The organism is Wolbachia endosymbiont of Armadillidium arcangelii, from assembly GCF_040207875.1.
In the GTDB taxonomy this organism is placed as follows: domain Bacteria; phylum Pseudomonadota; class Alphaproteobacteria; order Rickettsiales; family Anaplasmataceae; genus Wolbachia.
Genome location: NZ_CP157942.1, coordinates 282,885 through 299,999, shown reverse-complemented (window position 1 = coordinate 299,999; position 17,115 = coordinate 282,885). Strand labels below are relative to the sequence as shown.

The following is a 17,115-nucleotide window of genomic DNA, read 5'->3' as shown; positions in this document are numbered from 1 at the left end:
ACTTTGCTGATTATATATGTTTATAAGAATAATCGCTTTTCTTTTGCTATATTCAAGCGCAGTTTTCTGTAGTGATTGTAACTTTAACTTACCGTATCGTGGGCTCAGTTGTGATTTGGATCTATCATATAGAAATTTAAGTAATATAAAGAAATTATTGAATAACAAAGATAAGTTTGTTGCACTTACGTTTGATGATGGACCGTCTTATAATAGAGCAGGAGATATTATTAATATTCTGGAGAGCAATAAAACAAAAGCGACATTTTTTGTGCTTGGTGAACGTATAAATAAAAAAACATATGAGATAGTAAAGAAAATCCATGAAGCAGGTCATGAGTTAGGCAATCACTCTTGGTCGCATAGGAAGTTGACATCACTTTCAAGTGAGGAACAATTGCAAGAGTTGGAAAAGACAAATATAGCAATTAAAAATGTAACAGAACAGAGTGTAAAATGGTTTCGTCCACCATATGGATGTCACAATGATAATTTGATCGAAAATACTAATAGATTAAATATGTATTCCATATTATGGACAGTTGACTCTCTGGACTGGCAAGGCGATAAATCAGAGATTTTAATTGAAAGAATTGTAAGCAACGCACATAATGGAGCAATTATATTATTCCATGATCACGATAACAAGTCAAATACAGTTGAAGCTTTACCTCAGATTATTGAAATACTAAAAAAATCAGGTTACGAGTTTGTTACCTTAAGTGAGTGGGAGGAAAGGGTTTGTAATGTAGTAAAAGCTAGAAATGTGCCAATAAAAGGAGGAGGAGTGCATTTTAAAGGAATCCTATGTGGACAAAAAACAAGGTCTTCAACCGCAGAGCATTTATATTAGGTGGTATTCAGCTTACTATTTTTGCTATTTTTAGTTATAGGTTGTATACTTTACAAGTACGAGATAGACAAAAATATGAAGTGCTATCCAATAATAATAGGATAAAAGTTGTTACTATTGTGCCTAAACGAGGCAGGATTTTGGATAGGAATAGCGCTGAACTCGCAGTAAACAAAATTTCGTATATTGTTTTGTTTGATGGGCAAAGAACCTTTACTAGGGAAGTTGATTTGCAAATGTTATCAGAAATTAAACCTGATGCGACAAAATCATCAGAAACGAAAATAACTGCTCTTTATAAACGTTACTACCCGTTTGGTTCGATATGTTCTCATATAGTCGGATATACAAAAAGACAGCAAGGCATAAACGAAGCAGGGGTCAGCGGCATTGAATATACATATGATCATATATTAAAAGGCAAGCCAGGAAAGTCTGAGCAGGAAATAAATTCTAAGAAGCGTATCATGAGAGAGTTATCTAGCATACCGCAGCAAGACGGACAAGATGTACAGCTGACAATTGACGTTGATTTGCAGAGGAAAATTGCAGAGGTATTTAAAGACCACCAAGGTTCCACAGTGGTAATTGATGTAAATAACGGAGAAATTTTAGCATTGTATAATTCACCTTCTTACGATAATAATCTTTTCACTAGCAGATTATCAAATGAAACTTGGGAAAATTTAAACAATCCTTCATTACCGCTTGTAAACCGTGCATTATCATATCAAATTCCACCTGGTTCAATATTTAAAATAATAGATGCGCTTGCGGGTTTAAAAGATGGAATAATAACACCAGAAGAAAAATTCTCGTGTAGGGGCTATATGAAGATAGGTGAGCGGAAATTTCGTTGCCTAAAAAGCAAAGTCCATGGATATGTATCTTTAAACGAGGCAATGGCCTTCTCATGCAACACTTACTTTTATAATATAGGAAAAAAAATAAATGTAGATTCTCTACTAGAAATGGCTAGCAAATTTGGTATAGGAAGTGGACCATTAATTGGAATGTTTAAGGAAGAAGCTCCGGGATTGTTGCCTGATGTGGATTGGCGTGCACGCAAGCTATATTCAGAGTGGTATTTAGGTGATACCATTAACTTAGTTATAGGACAAGGGTATTTACTTACAACGCCATTACAGCTTGCGGTTCTTGCAGCGAGGGTTGCAACAGGAAAGGAGGTAATTCCCCACATTGAGATGAGTAAATCAGGGCAAGACTTTCTTGATATTGATGTGAATCATGAGCATCTTAGTGTGGTTCGAAAAGCTATGTTTGACGTGGTGAATTCTAACTATAGAAAAGGGCTAGGCAGTGTACAAATTGCTGGAAAAACTGGTACACCAGAGATAAACTCTAAGGGTGAAAGTCATAAATTGTTTATCGCTTATGGCCCCTACCATGATCCGCGCTATGCAATCTCAGTGTTTATAGAACACGGCAAAGCTCCACGCCAAGATGTTGCAATTGCTAGTGAGATATTGCGATATATGCTTGAAAAATGACCTTATGAAATGGTCATATATGTTACTTGTAATTCATCTATCCAAATCATAACTGTTTAGACTGAAAAAAGAAACGAAAATTGTATAAACCTTTCAATTTAGTGCTTTAATGTTTCTGACAAAGGAAAGGCATTATCTTTATTTTCTATAGAGAGAGACACACTACTTTCATTGTTATCATCAATTGAAGTAATAGGGTGCATCAAAGCAACTTTTATAACTTTATCAATATTCTTAGCAAAAATTACGTTGATCCCTTTTTTAATATTTGCAGGAATCTCTTGCATATCTTTCTCATTTTCACTTGGTATAATCACAGTTTTGATCGATCCTCTTAGCGCAGCAAGCAACTTCTCTCTCAAGCCCCCAATAGCTAAAACTCTACCACGCAATGTTACTTCGCCTGTCATAGCAACACTTTTGTTAGCTGGTATATTTGTCATAAGAGAAACAATAGATGTACATACTGCACTGCCAGCAGAGGGACCATCTTTTGGCACAGCACCCTCAGGTACATGCAAATGTATATCATTATTTTGAAATTTTTCGGGTTTTATACCGAAAAATAAACAATTTGACCGTACATAACTATATGCAGCTTTTATAGACTCTTGCATAACCTCTCCAAGCTTTCCTGTGTATTTTATTTCCCCCTTACCCGGAATTAGGACTGACTCTATCATCAAAATATCACCACCTGTTTCAGTATAGGCGAGACCAGTTACTACCCCTACCAAACTCTCATTTTCTGCAATGCCAAAGATATACTTACGTACCCCTAGATAATCTTGTAAATTACCAACCTCCACCGATATTTTCTTATTTTTATCAGTTAATATTACTTTAACTGCTTTCCTCATGAGCTTTGCAAGTTCCCTTTCCATGCTTCGCACGCCGCTCTCACGTGTATATAAACGTATCAACTCGTATAATGCTTCATTAGTTATTTCCCACTCCTTCTGATGCAAACCATGCTCTTTCTTTAATTTTGGAATAAGGTGATGTGTAGCAATACTGATCTTCTCATCTTCGGTATACCCGGATAATTGTATAACTTCCATCCTATCACGCAAAGGATGTGGCAAATTTAAGCTATTTGCTGTAGCTACAAACATTACACTTGAAAGATCAAACTCAACTTCCAAGTAATGATCCGTAAAGTGTTTATTATGCTCAGTATCTAAAACCTCAAGTAATGCAGATGCAGGATCGCCACGCGAATCAGAACCCATCTTATCTATTTCATCAAGCAGAAAAAGTGGATTGCATGACTTAGCTTTTTTCATATGTTGAATAATTCTACCAGGCATTGAGCCAATATAAGTTTTTCTATGTCCTCGTATTTCAGACTCATCACGTACACCACCAAGAGATATGCGAACAAAATCTCTTCCTACTGCTTTTGCCATAGACTTAGCTAAAGAAGTTTTACCAACACCAGGTGGTCCAACTAAGCAAAGTATAGGACCTTTTATCTCTTTTACTCTCTTTAATACTGCTAAAAATTCTATTATTCTATCTTTTACTTTCTCTATGCCATAATGATTTTCATCTAAGATTTTTTTAGCTGCATTTAAGTTAATTTTTGCATCTTTGTACTTTCCCCACGGCAAATCAAGCAACCAATGCAAGTAACTAGATATAACTGTTGCTTCAGGAGAAATGGGATTCATTTTCTTATATCTCTTCAAGTCAGTTATGGCTTTTTCTCTCGCTTCTTGAGAAAGCTTTGTTTCATTTATCTTTTTTTCAAATTCATTGAGTATATTCCCTTCATCCCCATTTTCAAATTCACCTAATTCTTTCTGTATAGCTTTTAATTGCTCGTTAAGGTAGTAAACTTTCTGAGTACTTTCAACCTGTGATTTAATTGTTTTATACAAGTGGTTTTGTGCGCTCAAAATACTTATTTCTCTCTCAACAAGAGCAAAAACTTTTTTTAAACGCTCTTTTGGGTTATAAACTTCAAGTATGTTTTGCTTATCTGATACCTTTATATTTAAGTGTGAAGCTACCATGTCTACAAGTTGATCAACCTCTTTGACTTGATCAATAGGGTTAATGATAATCTCGGGCTGACTTTTCTTGTTTAATTTACACCAACTGTCGAATGCATCTATAACAGACCGCCTTAAAGCTTCTAAATCAATATTATCTTCATTTTCTCCATATTCATAATAACCATCCAATGCTACTTTAGCCTGTAATAAAGTATGAGAGCTAATATATTCTATAACTTCTCCCCTTCTCACTCCCTGAATCATGACTTTTACCGCGTTGTCAGGCAGTTTTATTAATGGTTGTATAATGTTTGCTAACACACCTACTTTATAAAGATCCTCTGATTCTGGATTATCAACAGAGCCATCTTTTTGTGCTATAAGAAAAATCTCATTTTGGTGACTACTGCTACTTATTGCATACTCTAATGCATGAACAGATTTTTCTCTACCTATGAATAAAGGTACCATTATATTTGGAAAAATTACTACATCTCTTAGAGGTAATACTGGTAATACAGCAGAATTAAAGTTTACAGCACGTTCAATACTCATAATATATGTCTCAAACTAATCATTAACCGTTATAACACCACTCCTATTACTATGATCAAGCATCACTTTTCCTAATTCTACCATTTTCTTAGTGATCGTTATAGCGCTACCTTCAAAACCTCCATTGCCAGCTGTATACATAACATCAAGCAAAAGTGACTCTAAGATAGCACGTAACATCCTTGCACCTGTTTTATAACTTATAGCTTTTTTAGCAATAGCTGATATTGCTTCATCTGAAAACTCAAGGTTTACTTTACTAAATGCAAGTAATGCTTTATATTGTTTTACTAGCGCATTTCTTGGCTCCGTCAACACATGTATTAAATCCTCATGATCCAGCTCATCTAAAACAGCAATTATTGGAACCCGCCCTACAAATTCGGGTATTAAACCGAACTTGATTAAGTCCTCAGGTTGAACATCATGTAAAGCATTTTTTTTCTTTTTTTCTTTAGACTGACTTATGTCCGCTCCAAAGCCAACTGACGTTCCCTTTTTTCTTGCCTCAATAATTTTATCGAGGCCCTCAAAAGCTCCTCCACAAATAAACAGTATGTTACTAGTGTCTACTTGTATAAACTCTTGTTGTGGATGTTTTCGCCCTCCTTGTGGCGGAACATAAGCAACTGTATCTTCCATAATTTTAAGTAGAGCTTGCTGTACCCCTTCACCTGAAACATCACGGGTTATTGAAGAGCTTTCAGATTTCCTTGTGATCTTGTCTATTTCATCGATAAACACTATACCGCACTGTGCTTTTGCAACGTCGTAATTTGCAGCCTGCAATAAACGTGACAACACACTTTCTACATCATCACCTACATAACCTGCCTCAGTCAAAGTTGTCGCATCAGCCATAGCAAATGGCACGTCTGAAACTTTAGCAAGTGTTTTGACTAGCAAAGTCTTACCAGAACCAGTGGGGCCGATAAGCATTATATTTGACTTCTCGATTTCAATATCACTTATAGTATGAAGTTGTACCATAGATTGACAATGGTTATACATAGCTACAGATAAAACGTGTTGCGCATGTTCCTGACCTACAACATGCTTGCTAAGAAAATTTTTTATATCTTTAGGTTTCTTTAGTAACAGCTTCATATCAGGTATACGATCTAAATTAAAAGCTCCCTCTTTCTTTTGACTTATTGCTTTATGGGATAACTCTATGCATTCATTACAAATAAACACCTTTAAACCTTCTGAAGAGTTAGTAATCAGTTTATCTACCTCGTTTTGTGCTTTATTGCAAAAAGAACAGTAGTGTAAATCATTATTGTTATCCATTAAACTACCTTTTGTTTAACTTTAATGTTTTCAATCTTAATATCTTTACGCTCAGCTATTACTCTGTCAATTAAGCCAAGTTTCATTGCTTCTATAGGATCCAAAAATTTATCTCTTTCCATCATTACTTCAATCTTCTTTAGTGAATGCCCAGTATGTTTTTCATAAATTTGATTTAGCTTTTTCTTAATTCGCAAAATTTCCTTAGCATGTATTTCTATATCAGTTGCTTGACCTTGATAACCACCAGATGGTTGATGTATCATAATTCTTGAATGAGGTAGAGAGTGGCGCTTACCTTTCGCACCAGCTGCAAGCAACAAAGAACCCATAGATGCGGCTTGACCTATACATAAAGTTGAAACGTCTGGCCTTATGTACTGCATTGTATCGTAGATTGATAAACCAGCAGTTACAACACCACCTGGCGAGTTAATATACATATGAATGTCTTTATCGGGGTTTTCCGATTCTAAAAATAAAAGCTGTGCCACTACTACACTGGCCATGTTGTCTTCAACAGGACCAGTTACGAAAATTATTCTTTCTTTCACTAGTCTTGAATATATGTCATAAGCACGCTCACCACGACTAGTTTGCTCAACTACAATTGGTATAAGAGTCATACCTTTTCCTATTAAATATTATCAAATAATTCCTTTAATTCTTTCACAGAAACAATCTGCTCTTCTTTATTAACTTTTTCTATTATATAATCTGTCACTTTATACTCAAGCGCTTGCCCTCTAACTAATTCTTGAAATTGCTTATCTGACTCAAAATGCTTAAGTACCCTGTCGAATTGCACATCTTTACTGACATATTGATTTACAATAACATTCAAAATATCATTTTGAGTTAATGATATTTTATATTCTGCACTAAATTTCATAAATAACATAGCAAGCTTTACGCGTTTCCCAGCTTCTTTACAAGGATCATCTTGAATACCCATTTCTTTTTGCACTCTTTGTTGCTCCTGTTTTACTATTTCTATAGGTAAATCAAAATTATAATTAGCATCCAAATAATCAAGTAACTCCTTTTTGATTAAGAGATTCCTCATTTCAGTGCATTGACCACTAATCACTTTTTTTGCATGACTTATCAGTGCAGAGTAATCTTGAAAACCAATACTCTTAGCTATTTCATCATCACTTTCAAAATCTTTGACAACTTGGATTTTATTAACTCGCACAAAAAAATCGGCTTCCTGTCCTGCAAGGGAAATGACTTGATAATCTTCAGGAAATTTCAACTTAAAATTTTTTGTTTCTCCCTTTTTCATACCAGTTAATTGATCCTCAAAACCATTAATAAATGTGCCAGACCCTAAATTAACAGCAAAATTTTTGCTACTTCCACCCTGAAAGAGCTTATTCCTAATCCGTCCTTCAAAATCAATTATCAATTTATCCCCATCTTTCGCTTGATAAGAAGCATCTTCAACAGAGATAAAGGAGGAAAACTTTATTTTGGTGGAATCAATGAATCCTTTTATATCTCCCTCTTCAATCTTTACTTCAATTTTTCTTAAGTTTATTTTATCAAGATCTATTACTGGTACTTCCGGCATCGATTCAAAAGATAGCTTGTATACAAAATTGCCTTCCTCATTCTCTTTGCTCAAACTTGGTAATGATATAACATCAACCCTAGGATAGATGTGGAACTTGACTTCGATTTTTTTTATCAAATCACTTGAGCAATGATCTATTGCATTATTCATCACATATTCCAAAGCTTCGTTTTTATAATTTGCAACAACAAGGTCATAAGGCATCTTTCCAGCCCTAAATCCAGGTGACTTCGCATTTTCTGCTATCTCTTGCAACCTGGAATTTACCTTTTGTTTTATATAATCACCACTAACTGTGATTTCATATTCGTGCCTTAGTTTACCTACGCTTAACTCTTTGTAAGTATACATATCATTTGATGCATCTGGTTCAACTATATTTTGGGGTGCGTTATTAGACATTATGATTCATTAATTGATATTTTAATTTATATCTTAATAAGGTTATTTTACCACAATCTAAGTTAAATGCAATCCTTAAGAACAGGTTTTTATACAAACAAAAGTGTATTAAGTGATTATAAATTTTCCCTTAAAACCCAAGTCACATGACTTTAAGTGCGGATAGAGGGACTTGAACCCCCACGAGCAAGCTCACCAGGACCTAAACCTGGCACGTCTACCAATTTCGCCATATCCGCAAGAGCCCTTCAGTAACTTATAGATAACCATTTCTGTCATCTTATGCAATTTAAAGATAGATTACAGTGTCACAAACTGAACTAATAACACTGGCTTCACTCAATCTAAGTCTTAATCACTTTAAAATATTTAAAATTTATTCAATTTATAGTATTTACACAATAAAAAAAGCTTATTAATATTTCTTAATTAAAGCTCTAATTCTGGAAATTAATAATGAGATTAATAGCAAGCTTCTTACTCGCAATTTTTCTGATTACACAGAATGGCTGCACGACTCTTGTGGGTAGTATAGTGGTAACAGCAACGGCTACAGCAATAACAATGCAAGATAAATCCTTGGGAAACATTGTTGATGATACAACTATAGTAATAAGAATCAATAGGGGGCTCTTAAAACATGGACTATTCTCATCCATAAAAGTTAAAGTGAGTGAAGGAAGAGTATTACTCATTGGAAATGTTGATAGTCCTGAAAAGCAACTTACAGCAGAAAAAATAGCTTGGCAGCAGAAAGAGATTAAAGAAGTGATAAATGAAATAAGAGTCACACCAATTCAAATGACTTCTATGCTAGACGTTACTGTAGATGGTATGATAACAGCAGAGATAAGAACAAGACTTTTGGGAAAAAGAAATATTAAATCAATTAATTATAGCGTTAATACAGTTGATAGAGTCGTTTATTTGATGGGCATAGCTCAAAACAAGGCGGAATTAAAGTCTGTAGTAGCAATTGCAAGAAAAGTAAAAGGAGTGAAGCAAGTGGTAAGTTATGTAAGGTATAGACATAGCAAATTGCGTCATTGATGAAAATTGACTTGAGTGTTAGCGTTGTGTAACTAAGCAATAAAACTCCTTTAGGGAGTGTTAAATATTATTGCCTCTTTCTATAATTTTGAGCTGCTTCCTTGGGTTATGCAAGAAGTCTATTGTATCGCTTTTTTCCTTCAAATCAGGATCAGAGTTCTTCTATATCTTTCCTAACTTGCTCTTTTGCAAATTCTATCTGTCTTTCTATATATTTTCTGGCTTTTCCTGTTGCAAACGGCACTTGTTTCCATATCGCTTAGATTGCGCTCAATTGCTCTTTCAATTCCTCATGCTTTTATGAAGCTATACATTCTTTTATCTCATCATTCTTCGTGATAAATTCAGCATATTTTTCTAATAATTTTGCATCTAATTTATCACTCTTTGCAAAGTGATTGCATGCTTTTGCAAACCCGATTTGGGTGAGCTCTATGAACAACTATGTTATATTCTTGTAATAATTTTATTACAAGCTTTTCGTAACCCCCTGTTTACACATAACTTAACAAATACGTTAGCCATTTTTGACTTTATAAACTCAGATATAGCTGTCTCGACATTTTCTATACGCTGATGTTTATTACTGATTGAGATATCAAGCGTTTCTTTTGAAACATCAAAAATACCCATTTTGTACCTACAAATATAATCAAATAATGCTGTACAGGATTGTTTTTAGATCCTTCTACCGTTCGTACTACATTTTTTAAGCTAGGAGTATTCCTACCATTTTTATCAATCCAGTTTGCTCATTATAACTTTACGGCTTTGATTTTATATATAATCCAGATTAGGCACTAAATTGGTAAAAACGAAAGCGCTTTTTTGATGGAACTGCGCAAAAAGACTGGATGCCAGTGTCGAGCACTGGAATGACACCCTCCATATAAACATTAAGAAATTTACTAAACAGGAAAAAGGCAAAAGAAACCCTGTCAGCTACTATCTATTTTTTTTAATTGGCGTTTTTTATTGTCTTAAATGCTTTAATAAGCGCATTTTAGCTTATGTAGGTGAAAGTTTTATAAAGACATAGAGTGCACATAGTGCAAAAAATTAAACATCAAGTATATTGAGTTTTTTGTCGTTTTATCTGCACAGACTGAAATATAGCTTCACTCTCAATAATAAGGAAGTTTGCCAAGTAAGTTTTGTCGTTTCTATTAAATGAAAGTTATGATTTATGAAAAAAATCTATTGCAAGCCTGTCAATATTCTGTTAAGAGCTGAGGTAATATAAAAATTATTATGTTTAGATTAGAGAACAAGAAATTTCTGATTACTGGTGCGTCAGGCGGAATAGGTCAGGCAATTGTAGAAGTTATGCATAAAGCCGGAGCAACTTTATGTATTTCTGGCACAAAAAAAGAAGTACTCGAAGAAGTTGCTAAAAAATATGAAAAAAACATTCATGTACTTCCTTGTGACTTATCAAATGCTGAGGAGGTAAATCAATTAATAAATAAAGCAAGTGAATTGATGAAAGGCTTTGATGGGCTCATATGCAATGCAGGCATTACACAAGACAGTTTATTGCTGAGGATGACAGATGAAGTATGGCAAAAGGTGATTGACATTAATTTGACCTCCACATTTAAGCTAAATAGAGAAGCATGCAAGAAATTAATTAAAAATAATTGGGGAAGAATTATAAATATTTCCTCAATAGTAGGTTTAACAGGCAATGCCGGGCAAGTAAATTATGCAGCTTCTAAAGCTGGGGTAATAGCCATGAGTAAATCTATAGCAAAAGAAGTTGCAAGTCGTGATATAACAGTAAATTGTATTGCTCCTGGATTTATAGATACTAAAATGACCGAAGTTTTAAATGAAGGACAAAAGGAAAAAATATTAGATAATATCCCAATGAAAAGAATGGGAACAGGGAAAGAAATAGCAGCAGGAGCCCTGTTTTTAGCAAGCGATGAGGCAAAATATATAACGGGGCATGTGCTTAACATCAATGGTGGACTATTCATGTAGCAACACTTATTTGTGGACAAATTATAAGTTTTACCCTAAAATAAATATATATAGGTTTAGATTCGCGTTAGTTTATTACTTGGAGGCAGAAGAATGAGCTATATAATAAAAAAGTTTTTTGATGCTTTATGTATAGTGTTATTTCTCTCTTTCTCAGGTTACGCAAGTGCCGCTAACGGTATAGATGATACAACTGCCCAAGTAATATGCAATATTATTGGTTATATTTGGGGAATAGGTGGACCGCTTATGACTGTAGTAATAATAGGTGCAGCTTTGCTTGCAATATTTGGCAGAATGCCATGGCCAGCTCTCTTTGCCTTAGGTATGTTTTGTGGTGTATTTTTTGGTGCCAAAGCGATTATAATGAAAATTATACCCGATAGCATTAAACAAGATAGTATGTTGAGCAAGTGTGGGGAAAAATAACTTAAAAATCAGGATGTTTTTGTGTGTATTGTTGCTTCATATCTTCAATTTGCAGCAAGTAAGAGCTATCTTTCGGTAAAGTTTTAACAGCTAACTCAACGTACTTCATAAATTTCTTTAAATTACCTTCAATACAAGCCTTTTTTGTCAAAGCAAAATAATACATTGCCATATCAGCACTACGTTTATATGCAATACTTAAATACTTCCAGACAAAAGCGTTATTTGCTTCTACGCTTGCAATCCGCTCCAGGTAAAAAATTGCCTTCTCTATGTCACCGTGTAATAATAAAGTGTGAGATAACGCAAGTTTCACTAAATAGTTATTCTTCTCAGATAAATACCTAAGTGATTCTTCATACATTTTTATTGCTTCACTTAAATTTCCAGCTTTGTATAGCATCTCTGCTTTTAATTCATATAAGTATGGATCATTGCGTGACTCTTGAATCAATGAATTAACTTTAGTAATAGCCTCTTCTATCTTTCCTTGCCTATAGTCAATTACAGCATTTACATACTTAGAATTATCTTCATATTTATTAAATAACACATGAATAGGGGTAAAAAAAGAGTCTAGCTTTGCAACCATACGCTCAAACTTCAGCAATTTATCTGCAAGAATTGGTTTTATATTGTTTTTAACCTTATAATTCTGTACAGCAAATATGCGTTTATCACTAAGTGGGTGAGTACGGAAATACTCTTCAGCATTCTCATACTCAATACTTTTAAAATAGTCAAAAATCTCTTTCATACCCGAATTATCATAGCCAGATTCATCAAGGTATCTTAAAGCATAGCCATCTGCTACACTCTCTTGCTCTTGAGAATAGTTAAAAAATAACCTTGAACTAAGCGTTACACCACTAAGCAAGATTGCACTAGCAACCTGAGGGTTAATGACAACACTAGAAACTAATCCTACCATATAACTAATCATTGCTATTGATTGAAAATAACCTATAGCACTACTCATTTGTAATACATGACCAGCAGATATATGAGCAATTTCATGTGCTAATATACCAAGCAAGACATAAGGTTCAGTCGAATATTGCAAAAGCCCTAAATGAATGAAGATACTGTTATTGTTAATTACAAAAGCATTAATCGATCTATCATTAACTATAAAAACTTTTATTTGATCATTATCAATATCCGCAGCAGAAAATAAAGGTTGCGCTAGATCCTTCACTACCGCTTCCACTTCACTATCTCTAATAATACTAACAGAGTAAGCACTATTACAATATGCAAAAAAGAACAGTAAAACAAAAAGCTTAGACATGGAAATTCCTTGTTTGTATAACTTTCAGGAATTTTACATTTCAACACTTAAACTATACGAATCTATAAATGCTAGTTTAACTTTTTAATGTAACTGATAAGTTTATCGATGGTAATTAACTTAATCTTATGTTGTTCAGCAAATTCAAGCAGCTGAGGTAAGCGCATCATAGAGCCATCATCATTTACTAATTCACATCCTACAGCCGCATGATTAGATCCAACCAATTTTGCTATTTCAACACTTGCCTCAGTATGACCATTGCGTGCTAAAACCCCGCCTTCACTTGCAATAATAGGGAAAACATGCCCTGGAGTGATAATATCGTCCTTAGTACTCTTTTCATCAATGGCGGTAAGTATCGTATGTGTTCTATCATAAGCAGAAACACCTGTTGTGATACCATACCGTGCATCAATTGATGTAGTAAATGCAGTATGAGGAGCAATCTTTTCGTCTACATTACTTCTCTTCATAAACTCAAGATCTAGTTTACTCATATGAAGCTCTGTCATGGCTAAAAATACAATACCAGTACCGTATTTAACCATAAAGGCCATATGTTCCGGCTTTATTTTCTCAGCTAAGACAATCAAATCGCCTTCATTCTCTCTACTTTCATCATCAACTAAAATGAACAATTTACCAGAACGAGCGTCCTCTAATACATCTTCCACAGAAGAAATACCAGGTAGACTCATTAAAGCATAAGTGGCCTGTACCATAATTTACTTAAATTCAATCTTAACTACTTTATACAATTTTTCTCCATTTGGCACTATCACTTCCACATACTCACCGACTTTTTTGCCAATTAAAGCACTCCCGAGTGGTGAATCGGTAGAGATCAACTGCTTTGAAGCATCAGCTTCATACCCACTTACAATCTTATAAACATATTCAACTTCACTGTTATCATCATTTAACATGCTTAACGTCACAGTTGCGCCAAACATTACTGAATCACCAGACAAATTTTTTACTTCTATAACTTCTGCATGTGAGAGTTTACTCTCTACCTCAATTATACGACCTTCAATAAAACTTAATCTTTCTCGTGCTGCATGATATTCTGCATTTTCGGATAAATCACCTTGATCACGAGCATCAGAAATAGCCTGTATGATAGAAGGTTTTTCTTCCTTTAACTTTTCAAGTTCAACTTGCATATTCTCAAAACCTTCCCTTGTAATAGGAAATTTATTAACAATAGATGAAGTCATAATCACTACCTAAACGCAATTAAATTGAGTAACAAAAGCACTCACAATACCAAGAACATCATTTTTTATATCATCATTAATGTCACTTGACAACTTTTTTAAAACTCCAGGATGCACAGTTTGAAAATAATTGATAAGATTGTACTCGAATTTATTGATACTGCTTATCTGTATCTTACTTAATTGATCATATAGATTAGAAAAGATATACATGAGCACTACTTGCTCTTCTATTGACATAGGTGAATGCTGTTTTTGCTTTAATAGTTCAATAAGATATTTACCCCTGTCTAACGACAATTGAACACTAGCATCAAGATCAGAACCAAATTTAGCAAAGTCTTCCAATTCTCTATATTGAGCCAAACTTAGCTTTACAGAGCCAGCAACTTTTTTCACAGATTTTAATTGTGCAGCAGAGCCAACCCGAGAAACTGATAAACCTATATTCACCGCAGGGCGAAATCCTTTGTGAAACAACTCAGACTCAAGAAAAATTTGCCCATCGGTAATTGAAATCACATTAGTTGGAACATATGCAGATACATCACCGGCCTGAGTTTCAATAATCGGCAAAGCAGTCAAAGACCCATGTCCTTTTTCATCAGACATTTTAGCAGCTCTTTCAAGCAAGCGAGAATGTACATAGAATATATCTCCAGGATAGGCTTCACGACCAGGAGGACGTCTGAGCAATAAAGACATCTGCCTATATGCCACAGCATGCTTAGATAAATCATCATATACCACCAAGCAATGCATTCCATTATCACGGAAAAATTCTCCAATAGTGCAACCGGTATAAGGTGCTAAAAATTGCATAGGCGCGCAGTCAGATGCACTAGCGACAACTACAGTTGTATACTCTAATGCTCCACTTTCTTTTAGCTTGTTTACCACTTTTACCACTGTTGAAATTTTTTGTCCGATAGCAACATAAACACAATAAACTTTTTGATTTTTTTCTACTTCGTCATTTATCTTCTTCTGATTAATGATAGTATCAAGCGCAATAGTAGTTTTCCCGATTTGTCTGTCGCCAATAATTAACTCACGTTGCCCTCTACCTATTGGAATTAGCAAATCTATAATCTTAGTTCCCGTTTGCAGAGGTTCATGCACAGATTTGCGATCAATAATGCCTGGCGCTTTAGATTCTATATTCATTTTGTTTTTGGCTCTAATTTCTCCGCCATCATCTATAGGATGGCCCAGCGCATTTACAACTCTCCCTAATAATTCATGACCTACAGGCACTTGTACAACATCGCCACTACATTTTACAACCTCCCCTTCTTTTACATCACGGTCATTGCCAAGCACAACTATTCCAGCTGTATCACGATCTAAATCAAGAACTATTCCTTCTACACCGCTTGCAAAAAATACCTTCTCACCAAACTTTGCTTTTTCCAGCCCATAAACCAATGCGATACCATCTATTACTGAAATTATTTTACCTATACTTTCCCGCTTTATAGGATTATCAAATGTCTCAACTTTTTCTCTTATTATACTTTCTATTTCGGAAAAATTCATACCGTTCTTCATACACAATTCCTTACTTTTAATATTTCCATTTTACTTAAATCAACTAATCTATCTAAGTAACTTTTTAGCGAAGCATCGATTAAATTAAAACCATACCTAACTACGAAACCACCTAATATAGAAGGGTCAACCACATTACTGACTTTTATTATTTTACCAAGAAAGCTCAAAGATTCAGTAATTATTTTTATATCAGGTTTCTTTAAAACCTCTGCTGATTTTATAGTGATTTCCAATTCATTTTCACTTTCCCTTACAAGACTTAAGAATTTCTCTAATATAAGGATTAATAAACGGGAGCGCTTATTTGCAAGTGTAACCATAATAAACTTCACTAAGTTTTCACTCAATTTCTCATTTATAGAAAGTATTGCCTCTTTTTTCTTTGCAAGAGAAGTCATAGGATGGGATAGGTATATCAAAACATCATGTTGATCTTTAAAAAAAGCCAATAAAAATTCTACTTCTTTTCTTATAGTACCTAGCTTATTTTCTGAGACATAAAACAGCGCTCTAGCATAAGATGAAACTAAATTATTGCTTTTCATATAAAATTACCTATTCTAGTAAATCTAAATTATTTCAGCTACCACTCTTCAATCCAAGCACTTTTTATATAAATAGGTCTTCTCTTTAAGGAAAGAAAACATAAATCATATCTGACTGAATAATCTAAAAAATCAAGATTTTTACTTAAGAAATACTTAGAAGAATTTATAATAGACTGACATTGAAGATGAGATATCGGTATTTCTTTTCCAAGTAAACTTGTTTTAACTTCTATAAAAATCAGCTCCTTTTTTTTAGATACAATTAAGTCAATTTCACCCAACTTACAACGGTAACGACGTTTTATAACATTATAGAACTTGAGTTTTAAGTATACTAAAACTAACAACTCACCACAGCAACCTACAAAGTAGCGCAATCTACTTGCCATAAAAAGAACAATTACGATAATAATTAACTTTATGTAACTACTTTACCTCCTTTTCTATTTTTACTGTAAATCTCACCTTTTGCTGAAATATCCCTATCAATTAACTCTATTACTGCCATTGGAGCGCAATCACCCTTTCGAGTACCAAATTTTATTATTCTAGAATACCCACCTTTACGGTCTTGATAACGGTTAGCTAAAACGTTTAATAATTTATCAACTACTAACTTACTATTATGAAGACGTGAAAGCAAAAGCCTTCTACCGTGTAAAGAATTCTTATTCTTAGCAATTGTAATAAACTTTTCCACATATGGACGAAGTGCTTTAGCCTTTGGTAAAGTAGTTACAATCTGCTCATGATTAATTAATGAGATAGATAGATTCTTTAACATTGATAATCTATGCTCGGTACAACGAGACAATTTACTTTTTTTTATTCCATGTTTCAT

The 17,115-nt window shown here is 34.1% G+C and carries 17 protein-coding genes and 1 tRNA gene; 5 read left to right on the top strand and 13 right to left on the bottom strand.

The genetic code is table 11. The features are described 5' to 3' along the window. The first annotated feature begins 16 nt into the window (after positions 1–16). Both ABLO99_RS01595 and ABLO99_RS01590 read left to right on the top strand, forming a co-directional pair. Positions 17–853 (top strand): polysaccharide deacetylase family protein, encoded by an 837-nt coding sequence (locus tag ABLO99_RS01595; protein ID WP_047758896.1) that lies wholly within the window; start codon positions 17–19, stop codon positions 851–853. Further along, on the top strand, positions 808–2,364 hold the full coding sequence (locus ABLO99_RS01590) for a penicillin-binding transpeptidase domain-containing protein (RefSeq protein ID WP_349967962.1): 1,557 nt from the start codon (positions 808–810) through the stop codon (positions 2,362–2,364). The genes ABLO99_RS01595 and ABLO99_RS01590 overlap by 46 nt, the downstream gene beginning before the upstream one ends. 98 nt (positions 2,365–2,462) lie before the next feature. On the opposite strand, the gene lon is transcribed toward ABLO99_RS01590, so the two are convergent. The 5 genes from lon to ABLO99_RS01565 all read right to left on the bottom strand — a co-directional run bounded on the left by lon (position 2,463) and on the right by ABLO99_RS01565 (position 8,432). Next, a complete protein-coding gene (gene lon / locus ABLO99_RS01585) occupies positions 2,463–4,919 on the bottom strand; it encodes an endopeptidase La (RefSeq protein WP_349967960.1) in 2,457 nt (818 codons plus the stop codon). 15 nt (positions 4,920–4,934) lie between these two features. Beyond that, the gene (gene clpX, locus ABLO99_RS01580) at positions 4,935–6,212 is read right to left on the bottom strand and encodes an ATP-dependent Clp protease ATP-binding subunit ClpX (protein WP_047758899.1); all 1,278 of its coding nucleotides are present in this window, start codon (positions 6,210–6,212) and stop codon (positions 4,935–4,937) included. Then, positions 6,212–6,838, bottom strand: a complete 627-nt coding sequence (clpP, locus tag ABLO99_RS01575; RefSeq protein WP_047758900.1) for an ATP-dependent Clp endopeptidase proteolytic subunit ClpP — start codon at positions 6,836–6,838, stop codon at positions 6,212–6,214. The genes clpX and clpP overlap by 1 nt, the downstream gene beginning before the upstream one ends. A gap of 11 nt (positions 6,839–6,849) precedes the next feature. After that, entirely contained in the window at positions 6,850–8,193 is a 1,344-nt protein-coding gene (gene tig, locus ABLO99_RS01570; protein ID WP_349967959.1) for a trigger factor, read from the bottom strand. A 157-nt stretch (positions 8,194–8,350) separates the two neighbouring features. Continuing rightward, positions 8,351–8,432: transfer RNA gene (locus ABLO99_RS01565), tRNA-Leu, on the bottom strand. Positions 8,433–8,649: 217 nt separating this feature from the next. On the opposite strand from ABLO99_RS01565, the gene ABLO99_RS01560 reads away from it, so the two are divergent. Continuing rightward, a complete protein-coding gene (locus ABLO99_RS01560) occupies positions 8,650–9,243 on the top strand; it encodes a BON domain-containing protein (protein WP_349967957.1) in 594 nt (197 codons plus the stop codon). 447 nt (positions 9,244–9,690) lie between these two features. Here ABLO99_RS01560 and ABLO99_RS01555 read toward each other — a convergent pair whose 3' ends face one another. Beyond that, entirely contained in the window at positions 9,691–9,876 is a 186-nt protein-coding gene (locus ABLO99_RS01555) for a hypothetical protein (RefSeq protein WP_047758903.1), read from the bottom strand. A 618-nt stretch (positions 9,877–10,494) separates the two neighbouring features. Here ABLO99_RS01555 and fabG point away from each other — a divergent pair. Both fabG and ABLO99_RS01545 read left to right on the top strand, forming a co-directional pair. Further along, a complete protein-coding gene (gene fabG / locus ABLO99_RS01550; protein ID WP_047758904.1) occupies positions 10,495–11,229 on the top strand; it encodes a 3-oxoacyl-[acyl-carrier-protein] reductase in 735 nt (244 codons plus the stop codon). 93 nt (positions 11,230–11,322) lie between these two features. After that, positions 11,323–11,658, top strand: a complete 336-nt coding sequence (locus ABLO99_RS01545; protein WP_047758905.1) for a TrbC/VirB2 family protein — start codon at positions 11,323–11,325, stop codon at positions 11,656–11,658. Position 11,659: 1 nt separating this feature from the next. Here ABLO99_RS01545 and ABLO99_RS01540 read toward each other — a convergent pair whose 3' ends face one another. The 7 genes from ABLO99_RS01540 to rplQ all read right to left on the bottom strand — a co-directional run bounded on the left by ABLO99_RS01540 (position 11,660) and on the right by rplQ (position 17,115). Further along, positions 11,660–12,949 (bottom strand): M48 family metalloprotease, encoded by a 1,290-nt coding sequence (locus ABLO99_RS01540; protein ID WP_349967955.1) that lies wholly within the window; start codon positions 12,947–12,949, stop codon positions 11,660–11,662. Positions 12,950–13,020: 71 nt separating this feature from the next. Continuing rightward, complete coding sequence (ribB, locus tag ABLO99_RS01535; RefSeq protein ID WP_349967954.1) at positions 13,021–13,674, bottom strand: 3,4-dihydroxy-2-butanone-4-phosphate synthase; 654 nt, start codon at positions 13,672–13,674, stop codon at positions 13,021–13,023. Positions 13,675–13,677: 3 nt separating this feature from the next. After that, entirely contained in the window at positions 13,678–14,172 is a 495-nt protein-coding gene (gene greA / locus ABLO99_RS01530) for a transcription elongation factor GreA (RefSeq protein WP_349967953.1), read from the bottom strand. 9 nt (positions 14,173–14,181) lie between these two features. Further along, complete coding sequence (gene atpA, locus ABLO99_RS01525; protein WP_349967952.1) at positions 14,182–15,723, bottom strand: F0F1 ATP synthase subunit alpha; 1,542 nt, start codon at positions 15,721–15,723, stop codon at positions 14,182–14,184. After that, positions 15,720–16,271 carry an ATP synthase F1 subunit delta gene (gene atpH / locus ABLO99_RS01520; RefSeq protein WP_047758910.1) on the bottom strand — a complete coding sequence of 184 codons (552 nt, stop codon included), beginning with the start codon at positions 16,269–16,271 and terminating at the stop codon, positions 15,720–15,722. Before atpH ends, atpA begins: the two co-directional genes overlap by 4 nt. A gap of 38 nt (positions 16,272–16,309) precedes the next feature. Next, on the bottom strand, positions 16,310–16,663 hold the full coding sequence (locus tag ABLO99_RS01515) for a YraN family protein (protein ID WP_047758911.1): 354 nt from the start codon (positions 16,661–16,663) through the stop codon (positions 16,310–16,312). 29 nt (positions 16,664–16,692) lie between these two features. After that, on the bottom strand, positions 16,693–17,115 hold the full coding sequence (gene rplQ / locus ABLO99_RS01510) for a 50S ribosomal protein L17 (RefSeq protein ID WP_349967949.1): 423 nt from the start codon (positions 17,113–17,115) through the stop codon (positions 16,693–16,695).

What these genes read in the sequence shown, in the direction of transcription:
- greA (WP_349967953.1), bottom strand. Translation starts at nt 14,172, where the DNA reads ATGACTTCATCTATTGTTAATAAATTTCCTATTACAAGGGAAGGTTTT.
- ribB (WP_349967954.1), bottom strand. Translation starts at nt 13,674, where the DNA reads ATGGTACAGGCCACTTATGCTTTAATGAGTCTACCTGGTATTTCTTCT.
- ABLO99_RS01555 (WP_047758903.1), bottom strand. Translation starts at nt 9,876, where the DNA reads ATGGGTATTTTTGATGTTTCAAAAGAAACGCTTGATATCTCAATCAGT.
- ABLO99_RS01560 (WP_349967957.1), top strand. Translation starts at nt 8,650, where the DNA reads ATGAGATTAATAGCAAGCTTCTTACTCGCAATTTTTCTGATTACACAG.
- ABLO99_RS01545 (WP_047758905.1), top strand. Translation starts at nt 11,323, where the DNA reads ATGAGCTATATAATAAAAAAGTTTTTTGATGCTTTATGTATAGTGTTA.
- lon (WP_349967960.1), bottom strand. Translation starts at nt 4,919, where the DNA reads ATGAGTATTGAACGTGCTGTAAACTTTAATTCTGCTGTATTACCAGTA.
- ABLO99_RS01515 (WP_047758911.1), bottom strand. Translation starts at nt 16,663, where the DNA reads ATGGCAAGTAGATTGCGCTACTTTGTAGGTTGCTGTGGTGAGTTGTTA.
- ABLO99_RS01590 (WP_349967962.1), top strand. Translation starts at nt 808, where the DNA reads ATGTGGACAAAAAACAAGGTCTTCAACCGCAGAGCATTTATATTAGGT.
- ABLO99_RS01540 (WP_349967955.1), bottom strand. Translation starts at nt 12,949, where the DNA reads ATGTCTAAGCTTTTTGTTTTACTGTTCTTTTTTGCATATTGTAATAGT.
- clpX (WP_047758899.1), bottom strand. Translation starts at nt 6,212, where the DNA reads ATGGATAACAATAATGATTTACACTACTGTTCTTTTTGCAATAAAGCA.
- ABLO99_RS01595 (WP_047758896.1), top strand. Translation starts at nt 17, where the DNA reads ATGTTTATAAGAATAATCGCTTTTCTTTTGCTATATTCAAGCGCAGTT.
- atpA (WP_349967952.1), bottom strand. Translation starts at nt 15,723, where the DNA reads ATGAAGAACGGTATGAATTTTTCCGAAATAGAAAGTATAATAAGAGAA.
- fabG (WP_047758904.1), top strand. Translation starts at nt 10,495, where the DNA reads ATGTTTAGATTAGAGAACAAGAAATTTCTGATTACTGGTGCGTCAGGC.
- atpH (WP_047758910.1), bottom strand. Translation starts at nt 16,271, where the DNA reads ATGAAAAGCAATAATTTAGTTTCATCTTATGCTAGAGCGCTGTTTTAT.
- tig (WP_349967959.1), bottom strand. Translation starts at nt 8,193, where the DNA reads ATGTCTAATAACGCACCCCAAAATATAGTTGAACCAGATGCATCAAAT.
- rplQ (WP_349967949.1), bottom strand. Translation starts at nt 17,115, where the DNA reads ATGAAACATGGAATAAAAAAAAGTAAATTGTCTCGTTGTACCGAGCAT.
- clpP (WP_047758900.1), bottom strand. Translation starts at nt 6,838, where the DNA reads ATGACTCTTATACCAATTGTAGTTGAGCAAACTAGTCGTGGTGAGCGT.